We start from the raw sequence: 13118 nt of genomic DNA, 5'->3' as shown, positions 1-13118 counted from the left end.
GCTTCCATTCCGCATGCCGATCTTTGGCACGGACGGGGTGAGGGGGCTGGCCAACGGCTCCCTCACCGCCGATCTCGCACTGTCCCTGGCCCAGGCGACCGCCGTCGTCCTGGGCCAGGGTCGTTCCGCCGAGGCGCGCCGCGCCACGGGCAAGCGGCTCACCGCCGTCGTCGCCCGCGACCCGCGCGTCTCCGGCGAGTTCCTCTCCGCAGCGGTCGAGGCCGGTCTCGCCTCGTCGGGCGTCGACGTCCTGGACGCCGGCGTGCTGCCGACCCCCGCAGCGGCGTACCTGATCGCCGACATGGATGCCGACTTCGGCGTCATGGTCTCGGCATCCCACAATCCCGCTCCCGACAACGGCATCAAGATCTTCGCCCGCGGCGGCGTGAAGCTGCCTGACATCGTCGAAGCCCGCATCGAGGCCGCCATGGCGGGCCCGAAGCTGCTGCCGACCGGCGCTGCCGTCGGGCGCATCCGCCGCTTCGCCGACGCCGAGGACCGCTACGTCGTGCACCTGCTCGGCTCGCTGCCGCACCGCCTCGACGGCCTCCACGTCGTGCTCGACTGCGCGCACGGCGCGGCCTCCGGCGTGTCGCCGCAGACGTTCGCAGATGCGGGCGCCCGCGTGACCGTCATCGGCGCGGACCCCGACGGCTGGAACATCAACGACGGTGTCGGCTCGACCCACCTCGATCAGCTGGCCGAGCACGTGGTGCGCGTCGGCGCCGACGTGGGCATCGCGCACGACGGCGACGCCGACCGCTGCCTCGCGGTCGACGCGACCGGCAAGGTCGTCGACGGCGACCAGATCATGGCGATCCTCGCGGTCTCGATGAAGAGCCGCGGCGAACTCAAGGACGACACGCTCGTCGCCACCGTGATGAGCAACCTCGGACTCCACCGTGCGATGTCGGCCCACGGCATCCACGTCGAGACCACCGCCGTCGGCGACCGGTACGTGCTCGAGCGCATGAACGAGCAGGGCTTCTCACTCGGTGGCGAGCAGTCGGGCCACGTCATCATGAGCGATTACGCGACGACCGGCGACGGCCTGCTCACCGGCCTGCACCTGGTCGCCGAGATGGCGCGCACCGGCAAGACGCTCGAAGAGCTCGCGTCGATCATGACCGTGTACCCGCAGGTGCTCGTCAACGTGAAGGGCGTCGACCGTACCCGCGCCGCCACCGACGAGGGGGTTCAGGATGCCGTCGCCCGCGCCTCCGCCGAGCTCGGCCTCTCGGGGCGCGTGCTGCTGCGCCCGTCGGGCACCGAGCAGCTCGTGCGCGTGATGGTCGAGGCCGCCTCCGAGGACGAGGCCCGCCGCCACGCCGACGAGCTCGCCGGCGTCGTGCGCGAGCGCCTCTCGCTGTAACTCCGAGGGCGACGCCTTCGTTCGAACGCGGTGGGCCTTGGGGCCTGCCGCGTTCGTCGTTGCGGCGGCGGGGTTTGTCACGGCTCTCGAGCCTGCCGCCGCCGAGGCGGTCGGGCTAGCCTGAGGGCATCCGAGAGGAGTCATCGTGGGTGAAGCGATCGTCGTCGGAATCACGGATGCTGCGGTCACGCGCCGAGCGGTCGACTGGGCAGCGCAGCGTGCGGTCGAGAGGCGCCAGCCGCTCGAACTGCTCGCCATCGTCGGGGGTGCGGTCGGCGCCGTGGGGGAGGACTCGCTCGTCGACGCCGCACTCGCCCAAGCCGTCGAGCTCGCCGAGGCCGAGGCATCCCGAATCGCATCGACAGGTGCCGATGTGCGCACTCGCGTCGAACGGGGCAACCCTGTCGCGAAGCTGCTGGATGCCTCGACCGCCGCCGCGCTGCTGGTCATCGGCAGTGACTACCAGGGGTCGGGCTCGCGCGCGCATCGAGGTGCCCACGGCCTGCGCATCGCCGCGGGTGCGCACTCGCCGGTCGTGGTGATCCCGGACTTCGACGTCACGGGCCGGACCGGAGTCGTGGTGGGCGTCGACGGCTCGCCGGTGTCGGAGAAGGCCGTCGCGTTCGCCGCCGCGGAGGCCGACCGGCTCCACGAGCCGCTCATCGCCGTGGCGGTGTGGACGCCGCTCGAGGTGCCGCGCAACATGGGCGCGTACCCCGTGCAGTACCTGGAGAACATGGAGAAGCTCACGGGCGAGGCGCTCGGGCTCTCTCTCGCCGGGCTCGCCTCGCGCTACCCCGATCTCGAGATCGTGCGCCGCGTCGAGCGCGGCTATCCGTCGCACATCATCAACGAGCTCGCGGGCACGGCACGCCTCGCGGTGGTCGGCTCACACGGCCGCGGCGCGCTGGCGCGCTTCCTCCTCGGCTCGATCAGCCAGGAAGTGCTCGCGCGACTCGAGACCGCCACGGCAGTCGTGCGCTGAGCGATCGGCGGAGTCCGGGGCGCAGCATCCGTCCGCCCGTCTTTTCGGGCGAGAACGCGTGATAGCACCACGCGCGTGTCGTGCTTGGTGCTGTCGTGAGGTTTCGCGTGCAAGGGGTCCGAATTTCGGGCTCCCGCGCGCTCTCCGGACCTGCCGCGGCGCAAGACCCGGAGAGCGGTCGCACCTCCGATTTCCGGATCGCTCGAGGGGTGCGGTGGCGGTGGGGCGCAGCATCCGTCCGCCCGTCCTGTCGGGCGAGAACGCGTGATAGCACCACGCTCGTGTCGTGCTTGGTGCTGTCGTGAGGTCTCGCGTGCAACGGGTCCGGATTTCGGGCTCTCGCACGCTCTCCGGACCTGCCGCGCCGCGGAGACCCGGAGAGCGGTCGCACCTCCGATTTCCGGATCGCTCGAGGGGGCGGTGGCGGTGGGGCGCAGCATCCGTCCGCCCGTCCTGTCGGGCGAGAACGCGCGATAGCACCACGCGCGTGTCGTGCTTGGTGCTGTCGTGAGGTCTCGCGTGCAGCAGGTCCGGATTTCGGGCTCTCGCACGCTCTCCGGACCTGCCGCGCCGCGGAGACCCGGAGAGCGGTCGCACCTCCGATTTCCGGATCGCTCGAGGAAGGCGGTGGCGGTGGGGCGCAGCATCCGTCCGCTCGTCGGCCTTGGCGCCGTCCGCTCGGTCTTCGCGCCGGCGTGGACTCGCGAGAACGCGCAATAGCACCGACGGTGTGTCGGGTGCGGTGCTGTTGTGATGTCTCGCGCGCGCACGGCGGACGCGCGCCGGGTCCGGACCGCCCGCGCCGCGCGCCATAGGCTGAGGGTATGTCTGGCAAGACCGGCGGGCGCGCGCGCGTCAGCGACGTGGCAGCCGCCGCGGGCGTCTCGGCGACGACGGTCTCGCACGCGCTGAGCGGCGCGCGAGCGGTGAACGCCGAGACGCGCGAGCGGATCCTCGCCGTGGCCCGCGAGCTCGGATACGTCCCCGATCGGGTGGCCAGCGGACTGCGCCGCCGCCGCACCGGCGTCGTGGGCCTGATCGGCGACGACCTCGCGGCGACCCCGTTCGCGGGCCGCATCATCGAGGGCGCCCGGCGGGCCGGACTCGAGCGCGACGTGCTGCTGATGGTCGCCGAGAGCGGCGGCGACGCCGAGGCGGAGCGCGACCTCGTCGCGCGCTTCCTCGCTCAGCGCGTCGACGGCCTCTTGATCGCACGCATGTACCACCAGCGCGTCGAGCAGCCCGACGTCCCCGACGACGTACCCGTCGTGCTGGTGGATGCTGCGCCGCAACCCGGCTGGGAGGTCGACGCCGTCGTGCCCGACGAGGCGCAGATCGCGGCACTCGCGTGCGAGCGGCTCACGCGTGAGGGGCACCGCGACATCGCGTACGTCGGGACCACGGACGAGTCCCGCGCCGCCCGCGGCCGCCTGATCGGCGTGCGATCCGCCCTCGGAGACTCGGGCATCGCGCTGGCCGACGGTCGGCTCGACTTCTGCACATCCGATGCGACAGGCGGTCGAGACGCCGGAGGGCGACTCCTCGATCAGCCCGTCCCGCCCACGGCCGTCATCTGCTTCAACGACCAGATCGCGATGGGCGTGATGCAGGCTGCGGCCCGCCGAGGGATCCCCATCCCGGCGGGCCTCTCCGTCGTGGGGATCGACGATCTGCGTCCGGTCGCCGACGCCCTAGACCCCGGGCTCACCACGGTCGCGCTGCCCCACGCCGAGATGGGGCGGTGGGGGATGACCCGGCTGCTCGACCGCATCGACGGGACCGCACCTCCGATCGGCGACGGCATCCACCTGCTCCGCGGCTGGCTGGTCGAGCGGGAGTCTGTCGCGGTGCCGCAGCCCCGGTAGCCGAGCTACCCACGCGCCGAGTCCCGCTCGACCGGCGCGACGCGCAGGGGCGTGAGGCTGGCGCCCGTGACCGCGACCTCGTCTCGAGACCCCTCGAGCTGCAGCCCTCGCACGCCGGTCGTGCCGAACGTGGCCATCGTGAGCGCCGCGCGCCCGCCGCCCGCGAAGACCTCGATCGAGGAAGCGTCCACGACGATGTCGAGCGCGATGCGCCCATCCACCGGTTCCACCGCCGCCGTGCGCACCTCGCGGTACGCCTCCGGCATCGTGTCGGAGACGGCGTCGGCGTCGCGTGCCACGAACACCGAGCGCGCCTCGAAGTCGTAGCCGACCGTCGCGAAACTGCCGTCGCCCGTGAGGACCTTCACCCGAAGCTCGCCGGCCGGGCTCGCAGCATCCAATCGCAGTCGATACGCGCCCGATGCCGGCACCGCGACGTCCACGGCTTCACCGTCGCCCAGCCGCGCATCGTCGAGGTTCTCGGCCTCGCCTTCCAGCGATTCCAGCTCGGGTGCCGGCACCGAGTGCAGCGTCGCGCGCCCCTCGTCGTCGCCCAGCGTGATCTTGCGCACGAGGGAGTCCGACCCGCCGTGCCAGTCCTCGGTCGGGAACCCGCCCGCGTAGGCCCAGTTGTTCATCCAGCCGATGCCGTACCGCGACGCGAGGCGGTCGTGCTCATCCCGGCGCGGGTCGTCCCACGTGACGGCCGCGTAGTAGTCGGGGCCGTGGTCCAGCCACTGGTGGCCGCTGCCGTCGGCCGTGAAGCGCTCGCCGTCCCACTCGCCCACCCAGTACGCAGTGCCCGTCGTCATCCCCTCCGCGGCGCCGTTCGCGCCCGCGACGAGCACCCACCGCACATCGTCGGGATCGCCGTCGACCGCCATGGGGAACAGGTCGGGGCACTCCAGCACGCCGAGGTCGGTCGTGACGAAGTCCGAGGAGTAGGTCCAGTCGCGAAGATTCGGCGAGGTGTAGAACCCGATCCGGTCGTGCTCGGCGAGGGCCATCACCCAGCGTCCGGCCGTGTCGTCCCAGAACACGCGCGGGTCGCGCCAGTCCGCGACGCCGGGGTTCTCCATGACGGGATTGCCCTCGAACGACTCGAAGCGGTAACCGCCGTCGCGCGAGACGAACAGGGACTGGCGCTGCACGCCGTCCACCTGCTGCGTGACGAGCGCGATCACGGCACCCTCGCCGAACCCGGCCGTGCCCTTCTCATCGACGACCGCCGTGCCGGTCCAGATGTCGCCGAGGCCGTTGGCGTACTTGTCGATCGCGACGCCCTCGTCCTTCCAGTGCACGAGGTCGGTCGAGGTCGCGTGGTACCACGCGGTGCCGTTCCCGTCCGGGTAGTCGGCGTTGTAGAGGTAGTAGTAGTGCCAGACGCCGTCGAGCAGGAAAGGCTTCTGCGGATCGTTCATCCAGTTCGCCTCGGGCGTGAGGTGCACACTCGGCCGGTGCGCAGACCAGCCTGCGGGCCGCTCGAACGCGTCGGTCGTCGCGGACGGTGAGGGCGCGGCATCCGTCCCGCCGCGCTCGGACAGGGCGACGGCGATCGCCGCCACGAGCACGATCGCCGCCGCCGCTGCGGCGACCACGACGAGGAGGCGCCGCCGGGGCGACGCGGATCGGGTGTTCTGCGTGTGCATTCGGTCTCCTTCTCGGCTCGGAACGGGACGAACGGATGCCTCGGCACGGGGGCCGTGCCGAGGCATCCGCTCGACGGTCTTCAGGTCAGGGCAGCGGCGTGACCTTGCCGCCGTTGTTGACGTTGATGTTCGCCGGGATGTCGGCGTAGCCGCCGAGCCCGCCGGTCCCGTACGAGTAGTCGACCGCCGACGAGGCGCCGTCGATGTCGATCTTCACGGTCGGCGCGAGCGTGCCGCCGCGGCGGAAGTCACCCTCCGTGCCGACCGTGTCGATGAACGACTGCACCAGTCCGCCAGGCATCACGTAGTGCGAGTACGCCTGGAAGTGCCCGATCGGCTGGTTGAAGTCCGGCGCGAACGGCTGTCCGCCCGCGAAGTTCAGGTTCGTCGGGTTGCCCAGTGCCAGGCCCGAACCGGAGTTCATCGGCTGGTAGTCGCTGCGGATGCCGTCGCCGACGAACCCGTAGACGCCCTCGGGGCCATCGATGCCGTTCGCGAACGTGCCGCGGTGGCTGATGGTGAAGAGGTAGTACTTGCCGTCCTTCATGTAGATCTGCGGACGCTCGGTCTGGTCGGTGACGCAGTTGGCCGACAGGATGGGCGGCAGGAACTCCCACTCGGTGAGTTCCTTGTTCTTCGCCTTGGCGAGGCCGACGTTGCCGATCTGGTACGTGGCGCCCGAGGCGTTCACCTGCTCGACCGTCTCCGCGTAGGGGTCGCCCTCGCGGTAGCCGAGGTCCTCTTCGTTGCACGTCGCGGACTCGCGGGGCATGGCGGAGTTGCCCTCGAAGACCATGTAGGTCTCACCGGGGTGGGCCGGGTCCTCGAACGTGAACGGGTCGCGGAAGTTGAAGAACTCGTTCTGCGCACCGGTCTGGTAGTACGTGCCATCGGCCTGCAGCAGGTCGGTGACCTTGTCGAATCCCGTCAGCTTCACGCCGTTCTTGTTGGCGTGCACCTTGCCGACGCTCAGCGCGATGCGCGGGTCGTAGGGCTTGCGGTTGCTGCCGTCCTCGTTGCGGTAGAACGCGACGTCCGTGAAGAACAGCTTGATCTCGCCGCCCTTCGAGATGCGCGCCGACCCCGACCACTGGGTCTGGTGGCTGTACGACTGGTCGGGGAAGATCTTGCCGGTCACCCCTTCGTCGAAGACAAGGCCGCCATACGTCCAGCCGCCGTTCGCCGGACGCTCATCGGCGGGGACGCCGGCGGGGCGGTAGAAGTAGCCGATCTTCGCGAACACGTGGCGCTCGTCGAACACGAGGTTGCGGTCGGCGACGAGCGAGAAGATGATCTCCTGGCCGTTGACGCTGTACTGGTTCGCGTCCTCATCGGTCAGCGGCCACGAGTCCCAGACCCACACCTGCTCGTTGCTCATGTCGGGGAAGTCCTGCGCAACCGCGGGCATGGTGAGCTCGGCGGGCATCGAGTTCTGCTTCGAGCCCGCGGTCGGGTCCGACAGACGCTTGAGCTGGCGGGCGTCTGCGCGGGTCCACTTCGCGGTGAAGTCGTCTTCGGGGGCGTACGCCTGCTGCGTGTGCGCCGTCGGCTGGGGGCCGTCCTGCAGCTCGGGCGTCGCCGGCGCGGCCGGTGCCGCGAGGGCTGCCGTGGGCAGGCCGACGAGCACGGAAGCCGCGACCGCAGCGGCGGTGAGGCCGCCGGTCAGGACGCGCCTGACCTTGTTCGGGGGAGTGTGCATTTCTGATTCGCTCCTTGGATTCTCAGTGATGCAAATCGATTTGCATCACGCACTCATCGTTGCATGTGCGAGCCGATCGCGCACATGCGGATGCAGGTGCATGGAGTTCGCGAAACGTGGCACTTGACGGTTCGCCGTCACTCGGTCCATAATCAGATCCGCGCGATAAATCGATTTAACACGAGGGAGTGTCACTGATGGCGAGGGCTCGGATCTCAGACGTCGCGGCAGCGGCCGGCGTCTCGGTGACCACGGTCTCGCTCGTCATGAACGACGTCGAATCGCGCATCTCGGCGGAGACGCGCCAGCGCGTCCGCGAGGCGGCCCGTGCCGTCGGCTACGCGCCCAGCTCGGTGGCACGAGGGCTCCGCACTCAGCGCACGCGCACGGTCGGACTCATCTCCGACCAGATCGCGACGACGCCGTTCGCCGGTCGCATGCTCGCCGGCGCGCAGGACGCGGCGCGCGACGCCGGGCACCTCGTCTACCTCCTCGACACCGGCGGCGACGCCGCGATCGAGCGCGAAGCGATCGACGCGCTCACCGCACAGCAGGTCGACGCGATGATCTACGCGTGCATGTGGCACCGGGTGGTGGATGTCCCGCAGGGCGTCCTCCCGAAGACGGTGCTGCTCGACTGCCGGCCCGTGAACGGCGGCTACCGCAGCGTCGTGCCCGACGACCGCGCCGGGGGAGCCGCCGCCGTGCGCGAGCTCGTCGCCGCCGGCCACCGGCGCATCGCCTACCTCGACACGGATGACCCCGGCCCGCTCGCATCGCGACTGCGCCACGAAGGGTACCTCGAGGCGCTCGCCGAGGCCGGGATCCCGGCCGACCCGGCGCTGCACGTCACCGGCGAGACCTCCGCCCACGGCGGTCGCGCCGCGGCCGAGGCGCTGCTCGACCTCCCCGACGACGAGCGCCCCACCGGCATCTTCTGCTTCAACGACCGCATGGCGGCCGGCGTGTACATCGCCGCACACCGCCGCGGCCTCGACATCCCGCGCGATCTGTCCGTCGTCGGCTACGACGACCAGCAGCTGATCGCCGCGGAACAGGATCCCCCACTCACCACCGTCGCGCTGCCCCACTACGCCATGGGCCGCTGGGCGATGGAGGTCGCGCTCGGCGTCCGCGCGGAAGGGGATGAGGACGCCACGCACCTGATGGAGTGTCCCGTCATCCGACGAGACTCCGTAGGCCCGCCGCCGGCGCAAGTCGCCAAACCGAACCGGCGACGGGCTTCACACACCGAGCGGCCGCCACAGGCGGCCCCCGATCGGTGACCCACGCGGGCGTGAGTCACCAAGAAAAGGAAACCACAACAATGCGCACAAGGACCCCGATCCTCGTGTCCGCGGGCCTGGTCACGGCGATCGCCCTGACCGGGTGCGGGCAGGCCGGCCAAGGTGACACCACCACCGCGGACGGCCGCACCCAGTTGACGATGTGGACCCACTCGGCGGGCAACCCGGCCGAGCTCGAGGTCTACGAGCAGATCATCTCCGACTTCAACGCGTCGCAGGACGACTACGAGGTCGTGCACGAGTCGTTCCCGCAGGGCGCCTACAACGACGCGATCGTCGCGGCCGCAGCATCCGGCGATCTTCCGTGCCTTCTCGACCTCGACGGCCCGATCATGCCGAACTGGGCGTGGGCGGGGTACCTGCAGCCGCTCGACCTGCCCACCGAGATCACGGACGCGCTGCTGCCCACGGCCGTCGGCGTGTGGGACGACGAGATCTACTCGGCCGGCTACTGGGATGCCGCCCTCGGCATCTTCGCCCGCAAGTCGGTTCTCGATGCCAACGGCATCCGCATCCCGACCGTCGACGAGCCGTGGACCGCGGACGAGTTCGGCGCGGCGCTCGCCACGCTCAAGGACGCGGGCTACGAGACGCCGATCGACATCGGCGCCGAAGACACCGGGGAGTGGTGGCCGTACGCCTACTCGCCGTTCCTGCAGAGCTTCGGCGGCGACCTCATCGACCGCGACACCATGCTGTCGGCCGACGGCGCCCTCAACGGGCCCGACGCCGTCGCGTGGGGTGACTGGTTCGCGGGCCTCTTCGCCGCCGGGTACGCCGGCAACAGCGGCACCGTCGGCAACCAGGAGTTCATCGACGATGAGGTGGCGCTCAGCTACACCGGCGTCTGGAACGCCGTGGCCGCGCTCGACGAGGTCGGCGACGACCTGCTGATCCTGCCCCCGCCGGACCTCGGCAACGGCCCGAAGATCGGCGGCGGTTCGTGGCAGTGGGCGATCTCGTCCAAGTGCAACGACGCCGACGGCGCGCGTGCGTACCTCGAGTTCAGCTTCCAGGACAAGTACATCACCGAGTTCGCCGACAAGCAGGTCGTCATTCCCGCGACGGATGCCGCCGCCCAGGCGTCGGAGTACTTCGGCGACGACGGCGCCCTGCGCCCGTTCGTCGAGTTCTCCGAGCAGTACGCCGTGCTGCGCCCCGAGACGCCCGCATACGCGGTCATCTCGACGACGTTCGAGACGGCGGCGAAGGACATCATGAACGGCGCCGACGTCCAGGAGACGCTCGACCGTGCCGTCTCTGAGATCGACGCCAACATCGCCTCGAACGACGGCTACGGCTTCCAGTGATCCACCGCGCCGGCGAGGGCCCGTGGCCCTCGCCGGCGCACTCTCCGAGAGATCTGTCATGACTGTCACCCCTCCGACGGTCGCCGCCGAAGAGCCTCGGCGCGCCTACCGTCGCTTCCGCTCCATCAAGGGACGCGAGACCTGGGCAGGACTGGGGATGATCGCCCCCGCGGGCATCCTCCTCGTGCTGTTCCTCGTGATCCCCGTGATCCTCGCCTTCGGGCTGTCGTTCACGAACGCGCGCCTCATCTCGCCGAACCCGCCGCGGTTCGTCGGCTTCGACAACTTCATCCGCGCCTTCACCGCCGACCCGGTGTTCGTGCAGTCGGTGGGCAACACCGCGGTGTTCGCGCTCGTCGTGGTGCCGGTGCAGGCGGCGCTCGGACTGCTCCTCGCGGTGCTCGTCAACCGGCGCATGCGCGGCGTGACCGCCTTCCGCGTGATCTTCTTCATCCCCGTCGTGACGTCGATCGTCGTCGTCTCGATCCTGTGGAAGTTCATGTACCAGAAGGACGGGCTCATCAATGCCATGTTCGATGCGCTCACCTTCGGGGCTTGGTCGAACGTCGACTGGCTGAACGACCCGAAGACGGCGCTCGGTGCGATCATCGTCCTGTCGATCTGGCAGGCCGTCGGCTTCCACATGATCATCTGGCTCGCGGGCCTGCAGACGATCCCGGAGGAGCTGTACGAGGCCGCCAAGATGGACGGCGCGAGCCCGTGGCGCCAGTTCACGAACGTGACGTGGCCGGGTCTCAGGCCCACCATGGTGTTCGTCCTCGTCACGATCACGATCGCCGCCCTCGGCCTGTTCGTGCAGGTCGACGTCATGACGCAGGGCGGGCCCGTGAACTCGACCTCGACCATCGTGTTCCACGCCGTGCGCAAGGGCTACGAGCAGCAGGAGATCGGCTACGCCGCGGCGATCTCGCTGATCTTCTTCGTCGCGGTCCTCGCCATCGCGCTCATTCAGCGCCGGCTCACACGAGAGAAGGACTGACGTGACCGCCACCCAGACTCTGACCACGGCGCCTGCCGACTCGCGCCGTGCCGCGCGCCCGGCACCGGGCCGCAGCGAGAAGTCGCAGCGCATCCGGGGCAAGGTGTTCCTCTATATCGCCCTCTCGCTGTTCGGGATCATCTTCCTGTTCCCGCTGGTCTTCATGTTCGTGTCGAGCCTCAAGCCCGACAGCCAGATCCTGCAGGACATCGACTCGCCCGCGGCCTTCCTCCCGGTCGGCGACATCAGCCTCGACAACTACTTCGGGGTGTTCGACCGTGTGCCCGTCGCGCAGTTCATGTTCAACTCGGTGCTCGTGACGGTGCTCACGGTGGGGCTCGGGCTCATCGTCAACTCGATGGCGGGCTTCGCGCTTTCCCGGCTGGCGTGGAAGGGCCGGATCGTCGTGCTCGCGCTGATCATCGCGACGCTGATCGTCCCGTTCGAGACGATCGCGGTGCCGATGGTCTACTGGGTCGCCCAGCTTCCCACCCTCGTGATCGAGGGCGGCGTGCCGAAGTACGACTTCGGCTGGCTCAACACCTACGAGGTGCAGATCGTGCCGTTCATCGCGAACGCGTTCTCGATCTTCCTGTTCACGCAGTACTTCTCGACCATCCCGAAGTCGCTCGACGAGGCAGCCCGCATCGACGGCGCGAGCTGGTTCACGATCTACCGCCGCATCCTGGTGCCGCTGTCGGGCCCGGCCTTCGCGACCGTGGCGATCCTGACCTTCCTGCCGGCGTGGAACCAGTACCTCTGGCCCCTCATGGTGGTGCAGAAGGAGGAGCTGCGTCCGGTCATGGTCGGCATGCAGTACTTCTTCCAGCTGAACACCGCGTGGGGCGAGGTGATGGCGTACACCTCGCTCATCACGATCCCGGTGCTCATCGTCTTCCTGGTGTTCCAGCGGGCGTTCGTCAGCAGCATCGCGGCGAGCGGGGTGAAGGGATGACCGAAGCGATGCCGCGCATCGTGGTCGTCGGCGAGGCCCTGGTCGACATCGTCCATCGTGCCGACGGCGCTGTCGAGGAGGCGCCCGGCGGCAGCCCCGCGAACACCGCGCTGACGCTGGGCAGGCTGGGGCGGCGCCCGACGCTGATCACCCGCCTGGCGGAGGACGACCGGGGTCGCGGTGTGCGACGGTGGCTCGGGGAGTCCGATGTCGAGGTGGTCGCCGTCGCGTCGGCGCGCACATCGACGGCCACCGCCCACCTCGATGCCGGCGGTGCCGCCTCGTACGACTTCGACCTCGAGTGGGACCTCGGGGCGGACGCCGCGAGCCTCGAGGCGCTCGTGAGCGCGGCCGATGTCGTGCACGTCGGCTCCGTCGCGGCGGTGCTCGAACCCGGCGCGGACCACGTCCTCGCACTCGTGCGGTCCGTGCGCGGACGGGCGATCGTGACCTATGACCCCAACATCCGGCCGTCGCTGGTCGACGACCCGGACCGCGTCCGGGAGCGCGTCGCCGGGCTGATCGAGCTCGCCGACGTCGTGAAGGCGAGCGATGAGGACATCCGGTGGCTCCACCCCGGACGGGACGTCCGGCAGGTCGCACGGGAATGGGCCGCTCGGGGCCCGCGACTCGTCGTCGTCACGCTCGGGTCGGAGGGTGCGATCGGCGTGACCGCCGACGGCGAGGTCGCCGTGCCCGCCGTCGTGACCGAGGTGGTCGACACCGTCGGGGCCGGCGACACGTTCATGGGCGTGCTCATCGACAGCATCGTCGGCAGCGACGAACTGCGGGCATGGATCCGAACGGCAGGTGGGGGCCGTTCGTCCGTCGTCGAATCACTCCTGCGGAGATCCGCCTACGCGGCGGCGATCACCGTCTCGCGGCCAGGCGCCGATCCTCCACGTCGTGCCGAACTCGCCGCGCCGGCGACGGCACGGTAAGCCGCATCTGACACTCGCACTCCCCGCCCGCCGGG

10 protein-coding genes are annotated in these 13118 nt (G+C 70.1%); 8 read left to right on the top strand and 2 right to left on the bottom strand.

Annotated elements, in window-relative coordinates; genetic code table 11:
* The first annotated feature begins 13 nt into the window (after nt 1-13).
* From glmM to Q9R33_RS03105, 3 genes are all read left to right on the top strand, one after another.
* The gene (gene glmM / locus Q9R33_RS03115) at nt 14-1372 is read left to right on the top strand and encodes a phosphoglucosamine mutase (RefSeq protein ID WP_311292836.1); all 1359 of its coding nucleotides are present in this window, start codon (nt 14-16) and stop codon (nt 1370-1372) included.
* 145 nt (nt 1373-1517) lie between these two features.
* Nucleotides 1518-2357, top strand: a complete 840-nt coding sequence (locus Q9R33_RS03110; protein WP_310248846.1) for a universal stress protein — start codon at nt 1518-1520, stop codon at nt 2355-2357.
* A gap of 824 nt (nt 2358-3181) precedes the next feature.
* Nucleotides 3182-4222, top strand: coding sequence for a LacI family DNA-binding transcriptional regulator (locus Q9R33_RS03105; protein ID WP_311292835.1), 1041 nt, complete (start codon nt 3182-3184; stop codon nt 4220-4222).
* 5 nt (nt 4223-4227) lie between these two features.
* Here the strand turns inward: Q9R33_RS03105 and Q9R33_RS03100 are convergent, their stop codons facing one another.
* Nucleotides 4228-5871 carry a glycoside hydrolase family 32 protein gene (locus tag Q9R33_RS03100; RefSeq protein WP_311292834.1) on the bottom strand — a complete coding sequence of 548 codons (1644 nt, stop codon included), beginning with the start codon at nt 5869-5871 and terminating at the stop codon, nt 4228-4230.
* A gap of 85 nt (nt 5872-5956) precedes the next feature.
* Nucleotides 5957-7570 (bottom strand): glycoside hydrolase family 68 protein, encoded by a 1614-nt coding sequence (locus tag Q9R33_RS03095; RefSeq protein ID WP_056371189.1) that lies wholly within the window; start codon nt 7568-7570, stop codon nt 5957-5959.
* A gap of 197 nt (nt 7571-7767) precedes the next feature.
* Here Q9R33_RS03095 and Q9R33_RS03090 point away from each other — a divergent pair, with 197 nt between their 5' ends.
* From Q9R33_RS03090 to Q9R33_RS03070, 5 genes are read left to right on the top strand one after another with little or no spacing between them, the layout of a single operon-like run.
* A complete protein-coding gene (locus Q9R33_RS03090; protein WP_056371187.1) occupies nt 7768-8856 on the top strand; it encodes a LacI family DNA-binding transcriptional regulator in 1089 nt (362 codons plus the stop codon).
* Between the two features lie 41 nt (nt 8857-8897).
* A complete protein-coding gene (locus Q9R33_RS03085; protein WP_311292833.1) occupies nt 8898-10187 on the top strand; it encodes an extracellular solute-binding protein in 1290 nt (429 codons plus the stop codon).
* A 58-nt stretch (nt 10188-10245) separates the two neighbouring features.
* Nucleotides 10246-11187: a sugar ABC transporter permease gene (locus Q9R33_RS03080; RefSeq protein WP_311292832.1), complete on the top strand. Its 942-nt coding sequence runs from the start codon at nt 10246-10248 to the stop codon at nt 11185-11187.
* Nucleotide 11188: 1 nt separating this feature from the next.
* Nucleotides 11189-12142, top strand: a complete 954-nt coding sequence (locus Q9R33_RS03075) for a carbohydrate ABC transporter permease (protein ID WP_311292831.1) — start codon at nt 11189-11191, stop codon at nt 12140-12142.
* Nucleotides 12139-13083: a carbohydrate kinase gene (locus Q9R33_RS03070; RefSeq protein ID WP_311292830.1), complete on the top strand. Its 945-nt coding sequence runs from the start codon at nt 12139-12141 to the stop codon at nt 13081-13083. Before Q9R33_RS03075 ends, Q9R33_RS03070 begins: the two co-directional genes overlap by 4 nt.
* The last annotated feature ends 35 nt before the right edge of the window (nt 13084-13118 follow it).

The organism is Microbacterium sp. PRC9 (assembly GCF_031844125.1).
Taxonomy (GTDB): Bacteria; Actinomycetota; Actinomycetes; order Actinomycetales; family Microbacteriaceae; genus Microbacterium.
This window is presented reverse-complemented; position numbering and strand designations above follow the sequence as displayed.